The sequence below is a fragment of the Paenibacillus sp. Y916 genome, from assembly GCF_056786435.1.
Genome location: NZ_JBXCJA010000016.1, coordinates 45,508 through 70,559, shown reverse-complemented (window position 1 = coordinate 70,559; position 25,052 = coordinate 45,508). Strand labels below are relative to the sequence as shown.

At 38.4% G+C, this 25,052-nt stretch carries 25 protein-coding genes; 23 read left to right on the top strand and 2 right to left on the bottom strand.

The window, feature by feature from the left end; translation table 11 throughout:
* The first annotated feature begins 23 nt into the window (after positions 1–23).
* The 8 genes from AC1TO9_RS22785 (at position 24) to AC1TO9_RS22750 (ending at position 5,999) form a co-directional block, all read left to right on the top strand.
* The gene (locus tag AC1TO9_RS22785) at positions 24–680 is read left to right on the top strand and encodes a hypothetical protein (protein WP_482060595.1); all 657 of its coding nucleotides are present in this window, start codon (positions 24–26) and stop codon (positions 678–680) included.
* Between the two features lie 99 nt (positions 681–779).
* A complete protein-coding gene (locus AC1TO9_RS22780; RefSeq protein ID WP_482060594.1) occupies positions 780–1,820 on the top strand; it encodes a phosphotransferase enzyme family protein in 1,041 nt (346 codons plus the stop codon).
* 124 nt (positions 1,821–1,944) lie between these two features.
* Positions 1,945–2,478, top strand: a complete 534-nt coding sequence (locus tag AC1TO9_RS22775) for a GNAT family N-acetyltransferase (RefSeq protein ID WP_482060593.1) — start codon at positions 1,945–1,947, stop codon at positions 2,476–2,478.
* Between the two features lie 96 nt (positions 2,479–2,574).
* Positions 2,575–3,219, top strand: coding sequence for an NUDIX hydrolase (locus AC1TO9_RS22770; protein WP_482060592.1), 645 nt, complete (start codon positions 2,575–2,577; stop codon positions 3,217–3,219).
* A gap of 43 nt (positions 3,220–3,262) precedes the next feature.
* Entirely contained in the window at positions 3,263–4,270 is a 1,008-nt protein-coding gene (locus AC1TO9_RS22765) for an NAD-dependent epimerase/dehydratase family protein (RefSeq protein WP_482060591.1), read from the top strand.
* A 219-nt stretch (positions 4,271–4,489) separates the two neighbouring features.
* Positions 4,490–4,852, top strand: coding sequence for a VOC family protein (locus AC1TO9_RS22760; protein ID WP_482057496.1), 363 nt, complete (start codon positions 4,490–4,492; stop codon positions 4,850–4,852).
* Between the two features lie 139 nt (positions 4,853–4,991).
* Complete coding sequence (locus tag AC1TO9_RS22755; protein ID WP_482060590.1) at positions 4,992–5,201, top strand: hypothetical protein; 210 nt, start codon at positions 4,992–4,994, stop codon at positions 5,199–5,201.
* A gap of 210 nt (positions 5,202–5,411) precedes the next feature.
* Positions 5,412–5,999 (top strand): HAD-IA family hydrolase, encoded by a 588-nt coding sequence (locus AC1TO9_RS22750; RefSeq protein WP_482060589.1) that lies wholly within the window; start codon positions 5,412–5,414, stop codon positions 5,997–5,999.
* A gap of 118 nt (positions 6,000–6,117) precedes the next feature.
* Here AC1TO9_RS22750 and AC1TO9_RS22745 read toward each other — a convergent pair whose 3' ends face one another.
* A complete protein-coding gene (locus tag AC1TO9_RS22745; RefSeq protein ID WP_482057494.1) occupies positions 6,118–6,846 on the bottom strand; it encodes a CAP domain-containing protein in 729 nt (242 codons plus the stop codon).
* Positions 6,847–7,032: 186 nt separating this feature from the next.
* Here AC1TO9_RS22745 and AC1TO9_RS22740 point away from each other — a divergent pair, with 186 nt between their 5' ends.
* The 11 genes from AC1TO9_RS22740 to gshAB all read left to right on the top strand — a co-directional run bounded on the left by AC1TO9_RS22740 (position 7,033) and on the right by gshAB (position 17,392).
* Positions 7,033–7,641, top strand: coding sequence for a GNAT family N-acetyltransferase (locus tag AC1TO9_RS22740; protein WP_482060588.1), 609 nt, complete (start codon positions 7,033–7,035; stop codon positions 7,639–7,641).
* Between the two features lie 590 nt (positions 7,642–8,231).
* Complete coding sequence (locus AC1TO9_RS22735; RefSeq protein ID WP_482060587.1) at positions 8,232–8,384, top strand: hypothetical protein; 153 nt, start codon at positions 8,232–8,234, stop codon at positions 8,382–8,384.
* A gap of 100 nt (positions 8,385–8,484) precedes the next feature.
* On the top strand, positions 8,485–8,616 hold the full coding sequence (locus AC1TO9_RS22730) for a putative holin-like toxin (RefSeq protein ID WP_482060586.1): 132 nt from the start codon (positions 8,485–8,487) through the stop codon (positions 8,614–8,616).
* Between the two features lie 221 nt (positions 8,617–8,837).
* Positions 8,838–9,281 (top strand): MarR family winged helix-turn-helix transcriptional regulator, encoded by a 444-nt coding sequence (locus tag AC1TO9_RS22725; protein WP_482057483.1) that lies wholly within the window; start codon positions 8,838–8,840, stop codon positions 9,279–9,281.
* 52 nt (positions 9,282–9,333) lie between these two features.
* Positions 9,334–10,275: a ring-cleaving dioxygenase gene (locus AC1TO9_RS22720; protein WP_482057482.1), complete on the top strand. Its 942-nt coding sequence runs from the start codon at positions 9,334–9,336 to the stop codon at positions 10,273–10,275.
* Between the two features lie 26 nt (positions 10,276–10,301).
* The gene (locus tag AC1TO9_RS22715; RefSeq protein WP_482060585.1) at positions 10,302–11,357 is read left to right on the top strand and encodes an LLM class flavin-dependent oxidoreductase; all 1,056 of its coding nucleotides are present in this window, start codon (positions 10,302–10,304) and stop codon (positions 11,355–11,357) included.
* Between the two features lie 116 nt (positions 11,358–11,473).
* On the top strand, positions 11,474–12,040 hold the full coding sequence (locus AC1TO9_RS22710) for an NADPH-dependent FMN reductase (RefSeq protein ID WP_482060584.1): 567 nt from the start codon (positions 11,474–11,476) through the stop codon (positions 12,038–12,040).
* 93 nt (positions 12,041–12,133) lie between these two features.
* Positions 12,134–12,358, top strand: coding sequence for a type II toxin-antitoxin system Phd/YefM family antitoxin (locus AC1TO9_RS22705; RefSeq protein WP_482057479.1), 225 nt, complete (start codon positions 12,134–12,136; stop codon positions 12,356–12,358).
* Between the two features lie 35 nt (positions 12,359–12,393).
* Positions 12,394–13,443, top strand: a complete 1,050-nt coding sequence (gene rsmH / locus AC1TO9_RS22700) for a 16S rRNA (cytosine(1402)-N(4))-methyltransferase RsmH (RefSeq protein WP_482057478.1) — start codon at positions 12,394–12,396, stop codon at positions 13,441–13,443.
* Positions 13,444–13,700: 257 nt separating this feature from the next.
* Positions 13,701–15,065: an MATE family efflux transporter gene (locus tag AC1TO9_RS22695; RefSeq protein ID WP_482060583.1), complete on the top strand. Its 1,365-nt coding sequence runs from the start codon at positions 13,701–13,703 to the stop codon at positions 15,063–15,065.
* Positions 15,065–17,392: a bifunctional glutamate--cysteine ligase GshA/glutathione synthetase GshB gene (gshAB, locus tag AC1TO9_RS22690; protein ID WP_482060582.1), complete on the top strand. Its 2,328-nt coding sequence runs from the start codon at positions 15,065–15,067 to the stop codon at positions 17,390–17,392. The genes AC1TO9_RS22695 and gshAB overlap by 1 nt, the downstream gene beginning before the upstream one ends.
* Positions 17,393–17,562: 170 nt before the next feature.
* Here gshAB and AC1TO9_RS22685 read toward each other — a convergent pair whose 3' ends face one another.
* A complete protein-coding gene (locus tag AC1TO9_RS22685) occupies positions 17,563–18,366 on the bottom strand; it encodes an alpha/beta fold hydrolase (RefSeq protein WP_482060581.1) in 804 nt (267 codons plus the stop codon).
* Positions 18,367–18,731: 365 nt separating this feature from the next.
* On the opposite strand from AC1TO9_RS22685, the gene AC1TO9_RS22680 reads away from it, so the two are divergent.
* The 4 genes from AC1TO9_RS22680 to AC1TO9_RS22665 all read left to right on the top strand — a co-directional run bounded on the left by AC1TO9_RS22680 (position 18,732) and on the right by AC1TO9_RS22665 (position 24,553).
* Entirely contained in the window at positions 18,732–19,469 is a 738-nt protein-coding gene (locus AC1TO9_RS22680; protein WP_482060580.1) for a hypothetical protein, read from the top strand.
* A gap of 12 nt (positions 19,470–19,481) precedes the next feature.
* On the top strand, positions 19,482–21,170 hold the full coding sequence (locus AC1TO9_RS22675; RefSeq protein WP_482060579.1) for a vWA domain-containing protein: 1,689 nt from the start codon (positions 19,482–19,484) through the stop codon (positions 21,168–21,170).
* A 24-nt stretch (positions 21,171–21,194) separates the two neighbouring features.
* A complete protein-coding gene (locus tag AC1TO9_RS22670; RefSeq protein WP_482060578.1) occupies positions 21,195–22,334 on the top strand; it encodes a toxic anion resistance protein in 1,140 nt (379 codons plus the stop codon).
* 149 nt (positions 22,335–22,483) lie between these two features.
* Positions 22,484–24,553, top strand: a complete 2,070-nt coding sequence (locus AC1TO9_RS22665; protein ID WP_482060577.1) for a serine hydrolase domain-containing protein — start codon at positions 22,484–22,486, stop codon at positions 24,551–24,553.
* Positions 24,554–25,052 lie beyond the last annotated feature (499 nt).

Genomic DNA, 25,052 nt, shown 5'->3' with positions numbered 1-25,052 from the left:
TTATTGAAAAGAGGAAACAATGTATGAAGATACTTATCTCTCAGCCAATCCATGAAGGAAATCTTGAACAACTCCAAACTGAACTAGCTTTAGATTATGATTTTGATGCTGTGTTATTTCCTGAGGGTTACATCACAGATAAAGATAATGTAGCTAGAGCATGTAAGTTAGCAAAGAAATATAAGAAAATGATCATTACAGGCTATAGAGCTAACAATAAAGATAGAGCATTAATAATTAATCAGTATGGCGAGATTGTTTTAGAACGTGCAAAGTCACCTATGAATGTTCGTTTATATACTCCTTCTGCAGTTGAGGTAAACGGTTCTAAGATTGGCTATTTGTTATGTGTAGAATTATTGCAAGGATTGCTTGGATTAGAAGATTATGGTACAAGTTTAACTTATATTGCACATCCGATAGGTGTTGGAATGTTCAGTGAGGAACAGTTTGATGAGTGGATTTCTGAGGCTAAGAGAATCGCGGTTAAATATAATACGATGATACTAGGTACAAGTCATGCAGATGGTTCATATAGAAACTGTGGTATATCAATACCAATAGCTTACTGTATTGATAGAGTCGGAGAGCCTGTTTTCATTGCTAAGAATGATTTAAGAACAAGGATAATTAACTTAAAAACAAAGGAATATGAATTTATTGCAAGAGCTCTTGTATAGATTATCGAAGCATGCGGGGAACTTCTTATAAAATATTACATTTCAATATATATGGGTATACGATGAAATCATTAGAAATGATTGAGAAGGTGATCGTTGATGAAAAGCTTTTTTCAATATGATACAGAGGAAAACAGACAATCTTTACTGTCGCGAGCAAGGAACGTTGCTCTATCGGCTTTACAACAGTATGACCTTGAATGGAATGCTATCCGATTTATTCAATTATCCGATACCATTACATATAAAATTGAAACCAACACAACAGAAGGATATTTACTTCGTATTCATTCGGAACGGTTGAACAAAGAAGAAATTCAGTCCGAAATTATTTTTCTTAATGAATTGTGGAACTTAGATGGATTAATTGTTCCTAAGGGAATTACAAGTCGTAATGGTTCATACGTATTGGAGGTTGAAACTGAAGAGGGTTATCGGAAACCTTATGTCACAATGATGAGTTGGATCGAGGGGGAGCATTCAAGTGGAGAATTCACCGATAGTCGTGTATTTAGTATGGGTGTTATGATGGGGAGACTTCATGCTACTTCTGCACGTTATGTCCCACCCTCTGCTTTTGTTCGACCGCATTGGGGTATTAATAGTTTTAGTAAAGAAATCATGAAACTGGAACGTTATTATTCTCGATTTTTATCGAATAGGGCATGGAGTCTATATCAAACTGCGATAAATAAGATAAAACTCCAAGGTGATGGTATGCACCGAGATGATCAGAATTATGGACTTATTCATGCTGATTTACATTCTGGCAACGTTGTTTTCTGTAATGATCAACCATTTCCAATTGATTTCGGAAGATGCGGCTATGGTTACTATTTATATGATATGGCAGGTGCATTGTTAGAGCTTTATCCTAAGCATCGATCGTTTTTTATTCAAGGTTACGAAAGCGTAAAAAGTTTGGATAATGATCACATCCGCGACTTAGAATGTTTTTTTATTATGTGCATGATTGAGAATTATTGCCATCACTCGTCTGATCCTAGAGAAACCTCTAGTTTAATAAATGAACAAAAATATGCTCAGGCTTATATAAAAGAGTATTTAAGTGGTCATTCATTTCTGTTTCAGGTGATCGAACCTGTAGAAATTGATGAAGGAGAGGGTTATTCAGTATAGTGAACTCTGGAATTAAGGAGGAAGTGAATATCTTTGATCACAAGAAAACCGCAAGATGTTCTTCAATTTCGTTGTTAGACTTACTTAATTGATCTTTTATACTATGAGCAAACGGAGGAAAGTAATGTTGAATGTGAAGTATAGGAAATTGGCAGTAGAAGATTGTGAACTGATAAATGATATGAATCCATCACAATATATTAAAAAGGCGTGGAGAGAAGTCAACAGAAAACGCCAGCTAGTCGAAATTAATTATCAAGATTCTGATTGGGCTAATGGTTACGAACACCATTTTAATAGTTTGAAAGAAACTATTGTAAGTGCAGGTGAAGCGATAGGTGCTTTTGATAGCGATAACAAGTTAATAGGTTTTGCAACAATAAATCGAGAGTTCTTTGGTGAAAAGTATAATTATGTTTTATTAGACCAATTATTTATTACATTAGAACATAGAAATAAAGGAATAGGTAAAAAGTTGTTTTTGATAATCGCAAAAAAAGCGAAAGAGTGGCACGCAGATAAAATATATATTTGTGCAGGTTCTGCTGAAGAGACCATTGCATTTTATTATGCGATTGGTTGTAAAGAGGCGGTAGAAATAAATAAGAAATTATATGAAAACGACCCAAGGGATTTTCAATTAGAGTTTTCGGTATAATCGTTTGTTACATAAAGAATGATTACATGTTACTGATGTTTGATATTGCTAACTCGAAGTTAAATCATTTAATAACTCTTAGTGGAGGAAGAATTAATGACACAGATTGAAAAGTTCGATATCTTTAATGATAAGATGATTAAGATTGGAGTAGAAACCCGAGAGGAAGTACATTCCAGAGGACTCTGGCATCAAACATTTCATTGTTGGGTTATCAATAAATCAGCAAGTGAAGGAGGGAGTTTACTTTTACAATTGCGTCATAAAGACAAGGATACATATCCTGGATTACTGGATATATCATGTGCCGGGCATCTTCAGTTCGGTGAAACAATTGAAGATGGAGTTCGTGAGTTGGAAGAAGAACTAGGCATTTCAGCATCCATTAATGAACTAATCTTTTGCGGGATGGTAGCACAGGAGAATGTCATATCGAATGACTTGATTGATAGAGAATTTAATTATATTTATATATATGAGAGTAATAAAACATTAGAAGAATATAACTTTCAGATAGATGAAATATCTGGATTGTTCTTCGTGAATATTAAAGATTTCAAAAGATTGCTGTCTGGAGATGTTGAGGCCTTCTGGATTGAGGGAGTCGTAATAGATGAAGTAAATCAACAAGTGCAACCTGAAAGAAGAAGGATACAAGGAAAAGATTTAACACCAAATTCAAATAAATATTATGAAGTCTTATTTGATACAATTAGACGTCACGAATCTCACACGATATAAGAAATAGGGGCAGACCATCTTAACAATAAAGGGGGTGAATTCAATGAAGATTTTGATAATCGGTGGAACTGGATTTATAGGGCCATATGTTGTAAAGGAACTTATTGAATTGGGCCATGAAGTAGCTATTTTTAATAGAGGTAATAACAATAGGCTTATTTCAGAGGATACAGCAACCTCTATTACAGGTGACAGACAACTTCTTAGTAATTACAGACAAGAATTCATTAAATTTGCACCGGAAGTTGTTATAGATATGGGAGCTTACACAAAACAAGATGCTGAAATGGCAATGAATACATTTGAAGGGATTGCAGAACGTATTATCGTCCTTAGTAGTATGGATGTATATTATGCCTATGGCATCATAATTGGATTAGAAGAAGGATTTACAACAACTCCTCTAAAGGAGACCGCACTTCTACGATCGAAGTTACATCCGTACGGCGGTGACTATGAGAAGATACTAGTAGAGGAAATTATTATGAGTAGTCCTCGTTTAGCAGGCACCATTTTAAGATTACCTATGGTCTATGGTCCTGGAGATCCCTCTCATAGACTTTATAAATATATAAAACGTGTATCTGATAATCGTAATGCCATCATTCTAGATGAACTCTTTGCAAACTGGAGAGGATCACATGGGTATGTTGAGAATGTTGCACATGCCATAACTGTAGCTGCAACTGATAAAAGAGCAACGTGTGGTATCTATAATGTTGGTGAAGAAAATACACAAACAGAGTATGAATGGCTGAATAATATAACCAGAACAATGAATTGGCACGGAAAGATATTGTCAATTCCCAGGGAAGAGCTTCCCAGAGAACTTATTTATGAAACTTTAAATCTTCATCAAGACTGGGCGTTGGAGACATCAAAGATTAGACAAGAATTGGATTACAATGAACCAATTACATTAGTGGATGGACTAGAAAGAACAATCACATGGGAACTTAATAACCCCCCTGAAAAACTACATCCTAAAGATTTCCCAAAGTTTGATTATGAAATCGAAGATGAGTTTTTGAAAACGTATTGTGGACATTAAATATTTCTAATAAGCAGCCGACATCTGATAACAATCTATTAACACATCGGTCGCTACGCTCGCCTGGTCACCAAGAGGAAGTTTCGCAGAAGCTAATTCAGATGACACATCCAACTAGCAAAGTTTGACGAATCGTTCTCTATTGTCACTTAAGCTGCTTGATTGTTAGATGAAAGAACGAGCCCAATATAATGTATCAATACCAAAGGAGTGTTACTAATGATTAAAGGAATCCATCATGCCCAAATAACAATACCTAAAGGCAAAGAAGATGAAGCTAAGAAGTTTTACTGCGAAGTACTTAAATTAAAAGAGATTGAAAAACCGAATTCTTTGAAGGGAAGAGGTGGGTTCTGGATTCAGGTTGGAGATAAGGAACTTCATATAGGGGCGGAAGAACATATTGATCGAAATAATACCAAAGCACATATCGCATACGAAGTAAGCGACTTATGTGAAATGGAAAAACTATTAAATGATTGTGGGATCGAAAGATTAGAATCTATAGCAATACCGGGTTATGAAAGATTTGAATTTAGAGATCCATTTGGAAATCGAGTGGAATTCATTAAACCAAATTAAGGGGACAAACTTATTAAGAGAATCGTGAATATTGAGGAAGACTTAAATCATGTGGGTAGCTTAAGGGGCCAATACACCTCATGGTAGTGATTTTTACATAAATGAGTTTTTTATATTGCGCTCATACCGTGGTACGGGCGTGGCAGAAACAGCAGCAGTAAAAGTAATTAATAATCATCTAGGTTCTTGGGAATTGCAGACAAACCCGATAGAAGTCAATAAAAGAGCACAAACTTTTTGGAGAAGAACAATTAGTGATTATACTGATGAAAATTACCAGGAGGAGATTGCTGAAACAAAAAATGATGGGAACAAGTTAATTTTTAGATTTATGAATACTAATAATTAGCACACAATGCGAGTATTCCAAAGTTCCATCGTTTAACTTGCCACAAAAAAGGGTCGGTTGATTTGCCGAATAAAAATTGGTAGGAAGACACGCTACCGACAAACTGCTTAGCGGCCGGTCACTATGTAAGCTTAAGTTGTAGGACGGAGTGAACATCGTAACATTAGATGAAAGTGCCTATGAAAATTAAAGAACAGGGGGAGATCTTCCATGGTTAAACATCAATTAATTCTTGATGTTGCGGGAGTAGTAGTAACAAATATTTCCCCAGAATTTTGGCTTGAGATCGCAGAATTAGCATCTGTTTCTTATGAAAATTTAAGACCACAATTCAAACAGGAATTGCGTGAAAAACTCTGGACAGGCAAGATAAGTGAAAATGAATTCTGGCATTGGCTAAATAAACTATGCCCATCAATAGAATTACACACTGCACAATCAATCATGTTGAAACATCTTAGGTACCTTCCTGCAATTTATTATATACCTATCTGGAGTAAAGCAGCTGATATTCACCTACTAAGTAATCATCGTAGAGAGTGGTTAGATCCTCTGTTAGACCCAATAAAAAAATATACGAAGAGCATAACAATCTCAAGTTCCGTTGGAGTGTGTAAACCCGATCCTCAAATATATGAGATAGTACAAACAAAACTAGAAGTTACACAACAAGTTTTGTTTGTAGATGATCAGGAGAAAAACTTTAAACCTGCACAAAATTTATTATGGAGAACAATTCTAGCAGATAAGAATGGTGCTTGGATAGAAAAAGTGAATGAAATATTAAGTACTGATTAAAGACTTTCCAGCAGCATTAGATCAAAGCAATTGGTGTATGACAGAACGGCTAAATAAGCATCAAAAAAATCGCATGAATGCCGTTTTTTTGATGCCTTATTGTCGGGGATGAATGGCGTTATCCTTTAAATTCCTGGACCCATGCATTGTTATAATAAGCAATTCCAATTTGAGTATAACTATTACTCAGTATATTTGCTTTGTGTCCAGGGCTATTCATCCAATCCTGCATAACTTGGGTAGGGGTAGTTTGCCCTTTTGCGATGTTTTCTCCAGCGGAATTGTATGTGATCCCGAACTCCTTCATCATATCGAAAGGGGATCCATGTGTTGGTGAATTATGATCAAAGTAATTGTTATTGTACATGTCCTGTGCCTTGACCATAGCCATATTTGACAATTCTTCATTCATACTTAGGGAACTTAATCCTGCTTTGGACCTTTCTTGATTTACTAGCTCCAGAACCTGCTGTCCAAATTGGGATGACTCCGTACTAATATTTGTATTCTTTGTACCATTCTGTGCTTGTTCTGTTGAACCTGTCGGTTCCTTTTTTTCAGGATTTCCGGTCTGTGCTTGGTTTGCTGGATTTCGATCCGGTGTTTGAATCAGATTCAACCAATCTGAGATATTTCCATTCTGTGCTCCTTTTGTTGTAATAGATGATCTCTCTGTCGCAGGCGTAGCTGTTGATGATGCCTGTGTTAGGGCAGGAGTTGGCGTAGCAGTGTGAGCATGGGTTGAAATTCGTGTTTGCTCAGGAGTCACTTGCTTTTGTGTCATATTGTTTCCGGCCGAACAGCCGGTCACCAATAATATGACTGCTAATACGATGATTTTTACCATAAGCCAACCTCCTCGGTCCGTTAATTAATGAAGTTACCGGATTTAGGATTTCCTGCATGCCCTCTACTTATTCATAAAAGGCAACCCTTTCCTTCATCAGGTTGGATTGCCTTCTATCCAGAACTATAAGGTCAAAATGGTAAGGACGGAGCAATGATTAAAGATGATTGAGGAAGGATGCAAGTCATGAAAATAGATATATTATTCTCTGAGTCGCCAGTTTTTGAAACGGAACGATTAATACTGAGAAAATTAAGTATGAATGACCTCAACGATTATTTTGAATTTGCTTCGGATCCGATTGTGTCTGTTAGCACTCTTTGGAATAAACATGAGACAATTGAAGATACGAAAGATTATTTACAAAAAGTGATGGATAAATACGAATCAAGGCAGGCATTTCGTTGGGGGATTATATATAAACCAAGTAATACATTGATTGGAAGAACCGGCTTCGTTAATTGGGATGTGATACATAGCAGAGCGGAAATTGGTTTTGCTCTAGCTAGTCAGTACTGGAACATAGGCATTATATCGGAAGCAACTAAGGTAGTAGTTAATTATGGATTCGAGAAACTCGAATTAAACCGAATAGAAGGCAGATGTAATTACAATAATGCGGGTTCTGCTCGGGTGATGGAGAAGCTTGGTATGAAACTAGAAGGAATATTACGAGAACAATTAAAGATCAAGGGAACATTCATGGACCAAAGGCTTTATTCAATACTAAAGAGAGATTTTGTAGGTAAGTTCAATGTGAAACACACCCAACTGTGTTGCGGTCAGTCGCTATGATCCTTTAAGGCTAGTAAGGTATTATGAATACCAGAACGTGATAGGAAAATGAAATTATTTTTACAAGGATTAAATATGTAAGTATTTTGATGTATTTGATCTATTCTTATTTCGATGATAAGCGTAAGAAGAAAGGGCATATACATTATCCATAAGTACAGATGCACACGTGAAGACTCATATTTTATAACTATTTATGAATAATAAACTGGATATGGGAGGGGATATTATTAACTCGCAGAAACTATTCGTAATGGTATCAGCATTTTTACCGTCCTTACTAATCCTGTTACTATTATTAGGTAATTACCCTAATACAGGACTGGGTAGAATTATTGCTATTCCAATGATACTGGTCATGAATCTTACGATTATCATAGTTGGCATAAAATTAATTGAAGAAAAGGGCCAACAAGTTTATACATATTCCATGATACTAATCATATTAATAACTCTATTTATTACTATTCTTTTTTATCCTCAAGATGGAAATCATGTAATTACTGAGATTTGGGAAGAAATATGGTATTACGATTAGATACTCAATACTTGATAAGTTTCTACTAGTAAAATCTGAATTTGTAAAAGAAATGAATGATAAAGTGAAAATTGAATTATTAGTAGGCGAGAATACAACAAAAATTTCAAAGGCAGATACTCATTTTGCTTTTAGGAATGGTCCGGTTGAGGATATGCATGCCAATCCTAATAATCAACTTTCCGAAAGAGACATGGAAACCTAAAACAAATTTATGGTGAATAGAATGGCTTATATTTTCAAATTAATTATTGAGGAACGCTGGATTTAATTTGACATTTTACTAAGAAATACTGATCGATTGTATGGCCATGGGTGGGTATGGTTTCCCTTCGAATGGAGGTGAAGCCATGGAGGTAAAAGATGCTTTGACAATAATGTTCCTATTTGAAATGTTCATTCTTGCTCTTTTAACATACATTAATAGCAACAATTGAAAATAAAAACCCACCCAAAGATTAGAAGCAGAAGGTGGGTTTTTGTTCTTATGTGACGTAGTATGGAGTGGTGAGTTCAATTCTTCAATAAGATTAGAAAAACTGGTAAAGTAATGGAACGAACCAATTTCTAAAAAGTTGAAAAAAAAATGAATTAACTTGCTTCTTTGTCAATTGCGTAGTAAAGTGATGTTGAGGTTAGCGATGGGGAGGGAAACGACATGCGTAATAATACGATAGGCTCATTAATCTGGTTACGTTTAATGCGTTTTACGAACCAAAGTAACCAGATGTCGAATGACTTTCTGAAACGATTTGATCTAACGACTGCTCAGTTTGATGTACTCATGCAAATTCGTATTTATCAGCCACTCACGCAAATGGAGTTAGCCGAGAAAGTGACGGTTACACAAGGTGGTATTTCGCGTATGCTCGTACGTCTTGAGAAAGAACGTTACATTGTACGTAAGCAAGATTGGAAAACGAAAACGATCAGTCTCACAGAGAAAGCTGAATCTATTCTAGACCAAGCGATGCCGGAACAACTGGCATTTCAAACATCATTTTTTGATGATGCATTAAACGAAGAAGAACAAAAAACACTATATACATTAATGACACGTGTACACAAACATAGCCAAAAGAAAGAATTGCCGCCTGAGTAATTTTTTTGTAATATCATTTGACTAATCAAGTTAAAATAGAGGAGGAACTACTATGTATACTATTTCTGGACATCATCATATTTCGATGATTACAAAAAACGCTAAAATGAACAATGAATTTTATAGAAATATATTAGGGCTACGGAGAGTGAAAAAGACTGTTAATCAGGATGACCCTAGTATGTATCATTTATTTTATGGGGATTTAACGGGTAGTGCGGGAACGGAGCTTTCGTTTTTCGAAATGCCCATGGTAGGAAGAACGGTTCGTGGCACCAATGCCATTACACAAATCGGCTTACTTGTTCCATCATTTGAAAGTCTAGTATTTTGGAAAAATCGTTTTGAAGTATTGGATGTAAAGCATGGTGAAATTACAAGTTATGCCGGCCGAGATGCTTTACATTTTGAAGATGCCGAAGGATTACGAATGATTCTATTAAATAATAACGACGAAAAGGTTCCTGAAAATTGGTCCATGTGGGAAGATTCCATTATCGAGGAACAGCATCGTATTCTGGGAATGGGTACAGTCGAAATAACGGTGCGTCACTTGGATCGTCTAGCCAAAACATTAACGGGCATATTCGGTTATGTAGAGGCATCCCGCTCCGATCATGAAGGGATTTATCAGTCTGTTGCTGGACAGTCATTAGGTGAGATTGTCGTCAAACAGGAGGAAGGACCTAGTGAGAAGCCCGGCAGAGGAAGCATTCATCATGTAGCCATCCGTGTTAAGAACGAAGAGGAGTTACGCTATTGGGATCAGGTCGTTAAAGAACGTGGCTTTCACTCATCAGGAATTGTGGATCGTTTCTACTTCCAAAGCTTATATTTCCGTGAATCCAACGGTATTTTATTTGAAATTGCAACAGATGGTCCTGGATTCATCGCAGATTCAACGATCGAAGCGCTTGGTAAGGAATTAGATTTGCCACCATTTCTAGAAGGGCAACGTGCAGCAATAGAAGCAAAGCTCGTACCACTTGACTAAAATTTGACTTCAAAGGAGTAATTCACATGGAAAAATATCGTATTGATACAAATAAAGGACTTGAATTTGGTTTATATTCGATAGGTGATCATTTGGCGAACCCACATACAGGCTCGATGATTAGCCCTGAACAACGTATTCGCGAATTAATTGAGGCAAGTAAGCTTGCTGATCAAGCTGGACTTGATGTATTTGCTGTAGGAGAAAGTCATCAAGCACATTTTACAACACAAGCACATACAGTCATTTTGGGGGCAATTGCACAGGCTACCAACAACATTAAAATTGCTAGCTCGGCAACGGTGTTAAGTACATCCGATCCTGTCCGTGTATATGAAGATTTCGCAACATTAGATTTGATCTCACAAGGGCGAGCTGAAATTGTCGCTGGGAGAGGATCACGTGTAGGGGCATATAGCTTACTTGGTTATGACGTGCATGATTATGAGGAATTATTTGAAGAGAAAATCGAGCTTCTAATGAAGTTAAATAACGAGGAAAAGGTAACTTGGGAGGGGCAATTCCGTGCACCGTTGAATAATGCTTCTATCTTGCCACAACCTCTCAATGGTCATATGCCCATTTGGCGTGCAGTAGGTGGACCTCCTTCTAGTGCAATTAAGGCTGGATATGCAGGTATACCGATGATGCTAACTACGCTTGGTGGGCCTGCAATCAATTTCAAGCCTTCCGTTGATGCATACCGTGAAACAGCAGCCGAGCGTGGGTTTGATCCAGCAACGCTTCCCATTGCTACAACAAGCTTATTCTATACAGCAGAAAATTCTCAAGATGCACTTCGTGAGTATTATCCACATATTAATTCAGGTATGCAGGCATTACGTGGTGGTGGTTATCCTAAACAACAATTTGCGCAATCGACAGATTATCGCGATGCATTAATGATCGGTAGTCCACAACAAATGATCGAGAAAATGCTCTATCAATATGAATTGTATGGTCAACAACGCTTTATGGCGCAAATTGATTTCGGCGGTGTACCTTTCGATAAGATTGCGAAAAACATTGAACTGATTGCAACGGAAATTATGCCTGCGATTAAGAAACATACAGCCAAGTAGAAACGGCTTCGGCGTCTTATTTCAAGGACGGCACCCGTTTCAGCGGAAATATAAGGGAAAGAGTATTAAGTGAAACTTATACTTTCTTATATTTTAAGAAATAAGGGGTGATTAGGATGAAAATTGTAGGGATTGCAGGCTCAAAAGTAGGGTCTAAAACAAGAACAGCGATGGATTACACACTCAAAATGACACGTGAAAAATATCCTGATGCCGAAGTTACGTTACTAGACCTAGCAGAGTATGAAATGGTGTTTAGTGATGGACGGAACTATTGGGAATACCAAGGGGACACCAAAGTGGTAACGGAGGCGATCATGGAGGCAGATGCCATTATTATCGGTACACCGACATTCCAAGCCTCTATTCCAGCGACGTTAAAAAATATTTTCGATTTATTACCTGTCAATGCATTCCGAGATAGAGTGGTGAGTATAGTTGTTACAGCTGGAACAGCGAAGCATTATTTAATGGCGGAGCAGCAGTTGAAACCAATTCTATCCTATATGAAAGCGCATATCGTGCCAACATACGTATTTATCGAAGAGAAAGATTTCCTCAGAAAAGAAATAATCAACGACGATGTTCTTTTCCGTATGGAGCGTTTAGTAGAAGACACCGTGCAACTAGTTGATGCGTACTCCAAGATTCGTCAAGCGAAAGATGCGGAATATGATTTTTAATGAAATAAGGGAATGAGTATAGGGCTTACACCTCATTGAACGCTTATCATAATTATGATAAAATTATGATAAATAAATTCAGGGGGAAAGAACATGCCACATATAAGGCCCGTGTCGGATTTAAGGAACAACTTTGCTGATATTTCCAAAGTAGTGCATGAAACAGCCGAACCTGTATTTCTGACAAAGAATGGATATGGTGATATGGTTGTTATGAGCATTGAAGCGTATGAAAAGATGCAGTTGGATGTTTTGATTTGTGATAAATTGAAACAAGCAGCGGTAGAAGCTCAAACAAACAATCCGCAATTTAGATAAAGATAACATAGGAAAAGGTAGGGAGGTACCAATCAATGGATTATCCAGAACAGAAGCACCAACGACGTGCTCGATATAAAGGAACTCATCCAAGAAACTTTAAAGAAAAATACAAGGAGCTTCAACCGGAGAAGTATGTAGATACTGTAGCGAGAGTAATTGAAAAGGGCAATACCCCAGCCGGTATGCATATATCCATATTCGTCAAAGAAATATTAGAGTTTTTGCAAATAAAACCAGGACAAACTGGTTTAGATGCAACCCTAGGATATGGTGGTCACACATTAGAAATGCTAAAATGTTTAGAATCAAAGGGTCATATATATGCACTTGATGCAGATCCTATTGAATTATCCAAAACTAGAGAACGTTTACAGGATTTAGGGTATGGCTCAAATCTATTGACTACCAGGCAACTGAACTTTGCCAATATCGATCAAGTTGCTGCTGAGGCAGGTCCGTTTGATTTTGTGTTAGCAGATTTAGGCCTATCTTCAATGCAAATAGATAATCCTGACAGAGGATTTACTTATAAAAAAGAGGGGCCATTGGATTTGCGATTGAATCCTGAAAAAGGGATATCTGGTGCTCAGCGCTTAAGAAGTATGACTCTAGAAGAAATAGAAGGTATGCTAATTGAAAATGCAGATGAACCGTATGCTGCACAAATCGCTAGTGCTATTATTGCTGAACGTAGAAAGGGCACTGTTATTTCTACGACTACTCAGCTTCGACAAATTATTGAAGCTGCCCTCAAATTTATTCCTGCAGATAAACGGGTAGAAGCGATTAAGAAATCATGTCAAAGATCCTTTCAAGCATTGCGTATTGATGTGAATAGTGAATTTGAAGTGTTATATGAATTCTTAGACAAACTTCCTAACGTCCTTACAAAAGGTGGGCGTGTTGCCATACTGTCTTTCCATTCCGGAGAAGATAGACTTGTCAAAAAATCTTTTAAAAATTTGTTGCGTGAAGGAGTTTACAGTGAGATTTCAACCGAGGTAATCCGGCCATCAACAGAAGAATGTAATCTGAATAGTCGTGCTCGTTCAGCAAAATTGAGATGGGCTATAAAAGCTTAATTCAATGACCATCAAGCAATGTAATGTTAATTGGATATGAATATAAGCTCATTAGAGAAAACTCTAGTGGCTTTTTTTTGTCTGTAGATTGACGATAGTCACCCTAGAAGTGGACGCGATATGCGGGGGTAAATTAGCCAACTATCAAAATAAATAGATTGTGTCAAGCATATAATCACTTGCTTATATAAGGGAGTGGTATATAATTATTTTAGAAATGTAAGGTATTTTATTAGATCAAGAGGGTGTTACTAGATATGAAGGGCACAAATGATTTGACCCAAGGCCCAATTATGCCTACATTAATGAAATTAACGATTCCAATTATTGCAACCAATTTCATATCAACTACATATGGGCTTGTCGATATGCTTTGGGTTGGAAGGCTAGGAAGTGGTCCTGTAGCAGCAATTGGCACGGCCAGCTTCTTCATTAATTTAGCTATTGCTTTATCCACTATGATAACGATCGGTACTGGGATTAAAGTTTCACATTGTATGGGATCTGGTCAGAAAGATAAGGCTAGAACGTATATTAAGAACGGATTTATGATGTCTATCTTATTGGGGCTTCTCTATATGGGTTTTGTCATGTTGACCAAGAATCAACTCATTGCGTTCTTTGATCTTGGAAGTGAAGAAGTTGAGCTGATGGCGAAACAATTTTTGATGATTTCAATTATTGGAACGATATTTTCTATAACAAATACGTTTTTTGTTACCATTTTGAACGCCATGGGTAATAGTAAGCAGCCGTTTCAAATCTTCTCGATCGGTCTTATTTTTAATATCGTCCTCGATCCACTCTTAATCTTTGGTGTGGGCAAATTTGAAGGTTGGGGAGTTGCAGGGGCAGCGATTGCAACATTAGCCGCCAATATATTAGTGACAAGTATATTTATTATGAAGACAAGAAATTCAGAATTGATCTCTAGATCGTCCCGATGGGATAGTCGTCAAATGAAAGAAGTGATCACCATGGGGCTTCCGATTACGATCCAGCGTGTCACATTTACGATCATATCGATCATCATTGCCAAGATTATTATCCGTTTTGGAGCTGATGCTATTGCAGTCCAAAAAGTTGGGATTCAAATTGAATCCATTTCATACATGACAATCGGAGGACTCCAAGGAGCGATTGCTGCCTTCTTTGGGCAAAATTATGGAGCACGCCGATTAGATCGCATTAAACAGGGCTATCATCATGCTCTGTTGCTAACTTCCATTTTTGGCATTATCATATCACTTGTATTCATCTTATTCCCACAGCAACTCTTTTCACTGTTTCTGTCTGATGTGTCCATTGTAGAGTTAGGTACTGATTATATGCGTATCCTCGGTTTTTCACAAATGTTCATGTGTCTGGAACTAATGACCGTTGGTGCTTTCAATGGAATGGGTAAGACACATATCCCACCGATATTCAGCATTACATTTACCGCGCTCAGGATACCACTGGCCTTGATATTATCCGAACCATTTGGTCTAAACGGTGTGTGGATGGCGATTGCTCTGAGTAGTGTCTTCAAGGGAGTTATTCTGGTCTTCTGGTTTAGGGGATCTTTGCGCAGAATGATGGGTCCGCAAGTGGAACATTCAAATAAAGGGTGGTCGTTATAATGGCTTTGTTAAATCGTGAACTCATACAGCTTCTGGTCGATAAAAAGTTAAATGCAGATATTCTACTAGGTCAATTTGGTCTGGAAAAAGAAAATATTAGGGTCGATCAAGATGGGAAACTTGCGATGACACCGCATCCGGAATCCTTTGGTAATAAAATGGGAAACCCATATATTCAAACGGATTTCTCAGAGAGTCAAATCGAAATGATTACTCCAACTTTCAACTCGATTGATGAAACGTATCGTTTCATGGAAGCACTGCAAGATATAGTTTCGCTAGAATTGAATGGGGAATATTTATGGCCGAGTAGCAATCCGCCTGTTTTACCCAATGATAAAGATATTCCAATTGCGAAGATGAACGATCCGATAGAAGACAACTATAGGAATCAATTAGCAGATAAGTATGGTCGCAAAAGACAATTACTGAGCGGTATCCATTATAACTTTTCTTTCAATGATAGATTTCTACGAAGGCTACATGAATTAATAGCTCACCATGAAGACTTCAAAGATTTCAAAGATGCCACTTATTTTAAAATAACACGTAATCTATTGAGGTATCGATGGCTGCTCATCTATTTAACAGGTGCAAGTCCTGTCTTTGATAAGACATATATTGAGAAATGCGTTGCCCGAGGGCAATCCGATGACGAGAAAAGCTATTATTTCCCGAACATGAATTCACTTCGTAATAGCGAATGCGGTTATCGCAATGAACAACCTTTATATGTGTCCTATCATTCGATGAATGACTACGTTCGTGATCTGAATGAGTTGATTCGATCCGAGGAATTATTAAGTGTAAAAGAATTCTACAGCCCCGTTAGAGTGAAAACAGCAAAAGGTGTAGATCCATTACAGGAACTAATGCAAGATGGAATCGCTTATTTGGAGCTTCGTTTCCTGGATTTGAATCCACTTCATAAAATTGGAATCAGTAAAGAAACGATGCAATTTATTCATTTGTTTATTGTTTACATGCTGTTGAAGAAGGATGAAACCTTCGGTGTAGAGGATCAAAAGAGGGCAGACATGAATCATGATCAACTTATCATGGAAGGTATAAAGGGATACTTACACGATCATGAAGAGGGTTGTGTGACGATGGAGGAGATGGCCTTAACTTGTATCCATGAGATGCAAGAAATGGTCCAGCTCTTGATGCCTGATGATAAGGAGTTCTCACACATATTGAATGGTGAGAAGCAAAAGATTATTCATCCAGATAAAAGTTTTGCATCTATTGTAAAGTCAGAAATTCAACAATCATCTTATCTGACGTATCACTTGGATAAAGCGAAACAATTTACTGAGGAGAGTCTTCATAATGGATACCGATTCGTAGGATATGAGGACCTTGAGCTATCCACACAGTTACTTCTGAAGGCAGCAGTTAAACGCGGCATTAAATTTCAATTGATTGATCGAGATGATAACTTCGTGTTACTTACACAAGGCGATCACCAAGAATATGTTAAGCAAGCTACGAAAACATCATTAGATTCCTATAGCACCGTATTAATTATGGAAAATAAAGTAGTTACGAAAAGAGTTCTCAAGCAACACGGAATTCAAGTTCCAACTGGCGAAGCATTTCGGAATCTTGAAGAAGCTATGGTCGTATATGAAATATATCGTGACAACGCCATTGTGATTAAACCCAAATCAACAAACTTTGGTTTGGGCATTACGATCTTTCATGGTGATTTCACGAAAGAAGATTATCAACAAGCGTTCGAAATGGCATTTGAACATGATCAGACGGTCCTGCTCGAAGAGTTCATTACTGGTAAAGAATATCGTTTCCTTGTTATGGGGGACGAAGTTGTCGGCATATTGCATCGCGTTCCGGCGAATGTAGTTGGAGATGGTGTCCATACGATTGAGCAACTAGTTCATGAGAAGAACAAAGATCCGCTCAGAGGTAAGGGATATAAGACACCCCTTGAAAGAATTCAGATCGGTGATGCAGAAGAGATGTTCTTGAGAAATCAATCGAAAAGCTGGGGTGATATACCCCAACTAGATGAGATCGTCTATCTGCGGGAAAATTCGAATATTAGTACAGGTGGAGACAGTATTGACTTTACGGATGACATTCCAGATAGCTATAAAGGATTAGCCATTCAATCTGCTAAAGCTGCAGGAGCAACGATCTGTGGTGTTGACATGATGATTGATGATATTAGTCTAGAGGCAACGCATACCAATTACAGCATTATTGAAATCAATTTTAATCCAGCCATTCACATTCACTGCTATCCTTATAAAGGGGAAAACCGTAAAGCTGATGAGAAAATTCTAGATTTATTGTTTGGATAAGCCATTCTGCATAGAGAAGTAAGAGGTGTTCGAAAAGATAAACCTAGAATGCCTTCAGTTGCAGGAACAGAAGACCCTATCATTCACCGAAGACTAACAGATTCCTAATTTAACTATCTTGTTAAATTAGGAATCTGTTAGTGCAACAGGAAACTCAAATTCATGAAAAGTTATGCAAGTCGAAAATTTTCAGACTCAAGTCTGTTTAACCAGTTATGAACTAATGCGTTAAATACATCGGTTTGTTCGATTTGTAGGTTGTGACCAGCCATATCAAGCACTGCAAAAGTTGCCCTTGGGTAATCTTCAATTAGTCGCCACGCATCGTGGTATCCAACTACATTGTCCTGACGCCCTGTGATAATTAGCGTGGGATACTCAAGTTTAGATGAAATATCGAAGGTAAAGCCATATCCATTTTGACGAATAAGGTTTAAGAATTCATAATTTGTTTGTTTAGAAGGAAGTAAAATTTCATTTCGAAACCTCTCCCATTCAGTTGGACCTTGCACTACCCCCATGGAGCAAAATTCATCAGCATCCTCTGAAGACAAATGTGATATCAAATTGCTGTCTCTTTTTAGAACGGTCTGTTGTGGTACTACTCTTTCATCGAATTCAGGTATAGTCAATGGTGCCATCAGTAGTAATCCACGAACTGTGTCCTGCCGTGAACGGACTATACCTCTGGCAATGTACCCGCCATATGAATTACCACAAATAATAAACGGTTGATCAGGGATAAGTTTGTCCAAAAGACGTAATATCGCTTCTAAAATATCATCAGAGTTCTGAATAGATGGTTGTGACTCGGAATGCCCCATACCTGGTAAGTCTATGTATATTCTCTTCCAACCGCTTCGTTTCTCGAATAACGGTTCCATTGCATGGAACATCATTTGATGGTCGAGTGTCCAACCATGCAACATAACGATGGGATACCCTTCTCCAATTACTTTATGGTAAATCGACATGTATTTGTTTCCCCTTTCCCTGTAAACCAGATGTTTCGACATTGACATTTAATCCTCCATACATATATCACAATTTTAAAAAACTTCCTTGTTCAACTAAACTGACCGTTAGTTCAATAAGGCTTACTACACAATCTGGCCCGTTTGTGGAAAATTGATCTTATTGAAAATAAATAATGTTTGTATAACAAGTGTAACATTTTCGATTCCAAAAGTATGAATTAGTGGTAAGTGTTATGTCGATGATGGTACATTTCATTTGCTTTACGAATTCTCAAAGGTGATGTTTTAATAGATTATTGTCACGAATTCGTAACTTGTGGTACAATTTTCCTGTCACTGTGTCAGTAGAGGAGGTACAACAATTGACTAATACAAAATACATAAAACTTATAGGAATTATTGTGGCTGTGGTGATATTGAACATCCTAGTGCTCTCGCCCGGATTTTTGGGGCTAGAGATCGGAGGAAGTGCTTTCGCAACAGCCTTTGGAGTAACATTGCTGTTCGTAAGTGCGCTAGTGGTGCTTTACTGGAGTTATAACTTATTGTTTAAGCAGCCCGTTGCTTTACCTGTCAAACAGATTAAAACGCATGAAGATTACGTGGAGGCTTTGACACACTACCGTCATGTAAAAACATTAGCGCATGATATTGCGCTTGCCTTAGAACAGTTGGAACGAATGACGAAGAAGAAGGATACCTTATTAAATGTTCTACATCAGAGGTTCGAACCAACGGAGTTAAGTTACAAGAAGTTTGCTTCCGTAACTCAGGAGGTAGAAAAGCTATTTTACCTTAATGTCAGAAGTATCCTGAATAGGCTCAATGTATTTGACGAGTCGGAATTCGAGAGGGTCATGAATCAGAAATCTACTGCCTTTTCTCAGGAACTTCTTCAAGAAAAGACAATCGTATATAAGGAGTATCTGTCTTTCATGAAAAGCTCTCTAGGTACGAACGAGGAAATCTTGCTGAAACTAGATAAGTTACTGTTAGAAATATCCCGCTTAGATAGTTTTGAGCCAGGGGATATTGAAAATATGCCTTGCATGCAAGAAATAGACATGTTAATTAAGCAAACCAAATATTATAAACAGTGAGAGGTGTAAAGAATGACAAAGAAAAGTAAATTCTTTCTATTATCGGGTATTCTAGTGATATTAGTATTCGGCATTGTATATGTAGGGGTAAATCTGACCTCTAATTTGGGAAAAACAAAAACAGAAGTATCTTCCGAGGATGCAGGTAAGCGATTAAGTAAGCTTTACTCCAATATCTCAGTAACTACGGAGGCGCCAGTAAAGGGGCAGATTGATCTTAATCCTGCTGATGTTGCGGAGTCGTTACCGGATATTTCGAAGTTCCCCATAACCGTAGACAACACGAGTGACTTTTTTGTAGAAATCTTCTCTTCTCCTGAGAAATCAGGTACGGGTGTCGATGGATGGTTGACTGAGGTAGCGACAGAATTCAACAAAGCTAATGTCATCATACATGGGAAATCTGCTTCAGTTAAAGTACGGAATATCGCTTCCGGTACAGCTACGGATTACATCAAATCTGGTAAATATGTACCCGACGCTTTCACACCTTCTAACGAATTCTGGGGTGAAATGGTCAAGGCGAGTGGTGTTAAGACTGAACTTGTCTCTGAGCGCCTCGTCGGAAACGTTCCTGGCATTGTCATTGTCAAGGCGAAATACGATGCCCTAATAGATACGTATGGATCAGTGAATGTCAAAACAGTTACCGAGGCTATATCTAATAATGAATTCTCTATGGGATACACTGACCCGTTCGCCAGTTCTACAGGATTGAACTTTCTTATTACCGCACTTAATACATTCGATAGTTCTAATATTTTAGGAGATAAAGCTGTGCAGGGTTTTGAAAAATTCCAAGTCAATGTGCCTTTCATTGCATCTACAACGATACAAATGCGTGATGCGGCGAAGTCCGGTATGCTGGATGGATTTGTTCTGGAGTATCAGACCTATCTGAATGCTGCTGACCTTAAGGATAGTTATGTGTTCACTCCCTTTGGCGTAAGACATGACAGTCCGTTATACGCATTAGGTGATGTACCTGAAGATAAATTAAACATCATTCAGAAGTTCGCTGAGTTTGTTGAACAAGAGAAGTATCAGAATTCAGCAAAGAAGAATGGCTTCAATAATCTTGAGGAATACAAGTCAGAACTTGCAGTAGTCGACGGTAGTCTACTATCATCTGCGCAGAAGTTATGGAAAGAAAAGAAGGACGGAAGTAAACCGATTGCGGCAGTGTTCGTAACCGATGTTTCCGGTAGTATGGCAGGTGAGCCTCTGAATCGCTTGAAAGAGTCCCTGTTGAAAGGTCAGAAATATCTAGGAAAAGATAACAGTATCGGTCTTGTATCCTATTCAAGTGGTGTAACCATTAATCTCCCTATTGGGAAGTACGACACGAACCAACAGTCTATGTTTGTGGGTACGGTGAACAGTCTTCAAGCTAGTGGAGGTACGGCTACTTTTGACGGTATCATTGTAGCTTTGAAATTGCTTCAAGATGAATTAGCACTTAATCCCAATGTAAAGCCGATCATCTTTCTCTTAAGTGATGGCGAGACAACTGAGGGTCATTCGCTCAAGGACATTAGTGGGTTAATTGAGACCTATAAGATTCCAATTTACACGATCGGATTTAATGCCAATATAGAGGCCTTACAAAGTATTTCGAAAATTAATGAAGCAGCGAGCATTAATGCAGATACAGATGATGTTGTCTACAAGATTGGAAATTTATTCAACGTTCAAATGTAACGGTCAACTATAGGGAGGGTTATGATGTCTTTTACAATGGAAATACCAAGTCAGGAAGAGATTCAAGTTGCTATCGAAGAGCAGGTTAAACCCGTTCCCGAGGAAGTGGCAAAGCTTAAAGAAGTAGCCGAGGCTAACGTCGCAACGATCATGGCACTAGATTTCGAGTCGCTTGAGAAGAGGAAAGAAATACTGCAATCCATTGATTCTTTCGGTATCAATACAATGAAAAGTTCCTCTGATAAAAATTCTCTACTGCAAGTATCCGTTGGAAACCTCTCGAAAACGGGAGATGAGGGTGGTCAAGTAGCTAAAGGTCTATCTGAACTGCATACTCAACTAAAGGACTTGGACCCGAGCGTAATAGACTTTGCTAAGACTGGGTTCCTCGGTAAACTGTTCAATCCGCTGCGTGGATACTTTCTCAAGTATCAAAAAGCCGATGTTGTCATTGCGGATATAGTGATCTCTTTAGATAAGGGGAAATCGACCCTCAAGAACGACAATACGACACTAGAGATTGAACAACAGATGCTCCGAGAATTGACCAAAAAGCTTCAAAAGGAAATTCAGCTTGGCATGTTGATGGACGAATCCATCGAGTCGCAAATCGAAGCTGCCAAACTTCGTAATGAAGATCCTGACAAAATTCGTTTCATCACGGAAGAAGTGCTGTTCCCGCTACGTCAGCGGGTGATGGACTTGCAGCAAATGTTAGTTGTTAACCAACAGGGAATTATGGCGATCGAAGTCGTGATCAGGAACAACAAAGAACTGATTCGTGGGGTAGATAGAGCTAAGAATGTTACGATTTCGGCGTTGAAGATTTCCGTAACTGTAGCAAGTGCTCTCTACAATCAGAAGATTGTCTTGAAAAAGATTGAACTCTTAAACCAAACGACGAATGATCTGATTGCTGGCACATCCAGAATGTTGAAGAATCAAGGTGTTGAGATCCAGAAGCAATCGCTTGAAGCTAGTATCTCGGTAGACACCATGAAGGAAGCATTTACTGATGTGTTGTCTGCTCTAGATTCGATCAGCACCTACAAGCAGGTAGCTCTGCCTAAAATGCGTGATACGATCAATCAGTTCCGCGAATTGGCTGATAGCGGTGAGAAGCAGATACTACGTCTGGAGAAAGGTCATAAGTTAGGTCTGTAAGATTTGAGTAAATATATAAGCTTATCAATAAGTCCGCGCAACTCGCGGGCTTATTTAAATAGTATCTGATATATTTTATCTGGAAATTTGAACCCTTTTATCTATTGAACCGTAATATATCATAGATTGAAAACTAAGGAGGTTTTTTAATGAAAAAAAGGTTGATATGGATTCTGAGTGCTGCTATTGCACTAACACCGCTTGTTCCGACTGCAGCACTAGCGTCTAACGAGAATGTTGCAACTTCTAATCAGACACAGGCGACGATCGCTTCTGAGAAAGCGGCACTGCTTACCGAACAATACGGTACGACTAGCGTACAGTATGCACTAATCGACAACGGCAAGATTACAGTATCAGGACAGAAGGGATTAAACGATATAGAAGGGAAAATCCCTTTGACCACAGAAACCATGTATGGTATCGGATCAACGAGCAAAATGTTTGCGACAGTTGCCGTCATGAAATTGGTAGATGAGGGAAAAATCAATCTGGATACCCCCTTGGTGCAGTACATAACTGATTTCAAGATGATAGATGAACGTTATAAGCAAATTACGCCACGTATGCTGCTGAACCATTCTTCTGGACTTCAAGGTTCGAGCCTAGGTAGTACAGTTCTGTTCAACGATAATGACACATATGCGCATGACAACCTGCTTGAGCAATTGTCTACACAGAGTTTGAAAGCTGATCCAGGAGCATTCTCTGTTTATTGCAACGACGGATTTTCGCTAGCTGAGATTCTTGTAGAAAAAGTCAGTGGTATGAAATTTACTGCATTCATTCATCAATATTTTATCGAACCATTAGAATTGAAGCATACAAAGACACCGCAAGACGTATTAGATTCAAGCAAACTTCCTGGTCTTTATTATCCAACGATTCAAAAGCAGCTTCCAAATGAAACATTAAACGCGATTGGAGCGGGCGGAATCTATTCTACAGCAGAGGATTTGGTGAAATTCTCGCAAATATTTATGGGACGTGAAAAGGAAATTCTCTCGGATAGCGCGGTATTAGCAATGGAGCAAGAGGAATACAACAAGGGAATATGGCCCAAAGAAGCGGATAATTTAATTGACTACGGGCTTGGTTGGGATAGTGTAAGATTATATCCGTTCAGCGATTATAAAATAAAGGGTCTCAGCAAGGGGGGAGACACAATTTTGTATCATGCTTCTCTCGTAGTGCTTCCAGAGCAGAACATGGCTGCTGCAGTTCTATCATCAGGCGGAAGTAGTTCGACGAACCAGCTTTTGGCGCACGAACTTCTTCTTCAGGCGTTGAAAGAGAAGGGCGCAATCACAGACATTAAACCGGAGAAATCATTCGGTACACCTGTTAAGGCTGACATGCCAAGCGACATCACAAAGTACTCGGGCTATTATGGTGCTACCGGTCAACAAGTTGAAGTTGCTATAAAGGATGGAGAGCTATCCTTATCAGTGCCGAGTGTCCCCGAGTATCCAGAGCAGAAATATATATATACATCGGAAGGATCTTTTGTTAACGAAGTTGGGAGTTCGAAGATCAATATTGTAACCGAAAAAAATGGACGCACCTACCTGTGGAATAGAGAATATGCAACCGTTCCGGGGTTGGGACAATTGGCAATATCTCAGTACGTAGCCGAGAAGCTGGAAACTCAGGCCCTATCTAAAGAGACGGAAGATGTATGGGCAAAGAGAGAAGGCAAATCATATTACCCTGTGAGTGAGAAGTATAGTTCTCTTGTTTACATGCTTAATTCAACCCTCAAGATTTCCCGTACCGCAGAATTAAAGGATTATTTAGGGGATAAGAAAATTACTGGACCGAATACTGCAGTGAGCCAACATCAAGTTCCTGGCACGGGAAGCCGGGATACGGCTGAATTCCGTTTTTATACGAAAGATGGTATCGAATATTTTGAGTCGGCTGGAAGTTTGTATGTCAGTGAGGATAAAGTAATACCTATCTATAAAGGGAAACACTCTACGGTTACTGTGCAAACGGATGGTAACGCCAGATGGTATAGCATATCCCAAGAAGTTGCTGGTAAGAAGATGATAGTATCGATGCCTGAACAAGGAGCTTATGCGGTATACGACGGAAATGGAACATGCGTGAACTACACCGTAATCAGCGGTATTAATGAAGTTGTGCTCCCTGAGAACGGAACGATTGTATTTGCTGCCAAGGCTGGTTCTTCATTCGGAATTACGTTGGAGAAGTAGTGTCATTCTAACAATGGCTAGTTTAAAGAAAGAACACGGTTATTTTGAGCTTGCTCAATATTACTGGTGTTCTTTTTTTATAGATACTTCCAACGCTTGTCATTGGCATTGTCAGCGGTGCATTCTTCGCGAATAAATTGCATAAAAGATGCCCTAAATAAAACTGATATTTACAAAAAAAAACAGACCATATGCTCGAAGCAGCGCAGTTGACGGAATTGTCCTGAAGAAGCGATAGCGTTCGCCTTTGCCCTCTGATTTCAACCGCTAAGCGGTATATAATTAAGAAATCAGAGGGCAACAGCGATCGTAAGGACAATCCGTCATCGCAGCGGTATCCTACACCAATGTGTGGACTTTTTCAGTGGCTTCGAATAATCCGAGCAGCTTTTTCTCTGATTAGATATCGTTGTGATATTGCAACAAAATCCCTGATATAGCTCTAGGATATAACTAGATATAGTTTAATACGGTTACACTATACCAGCTAATACATGAT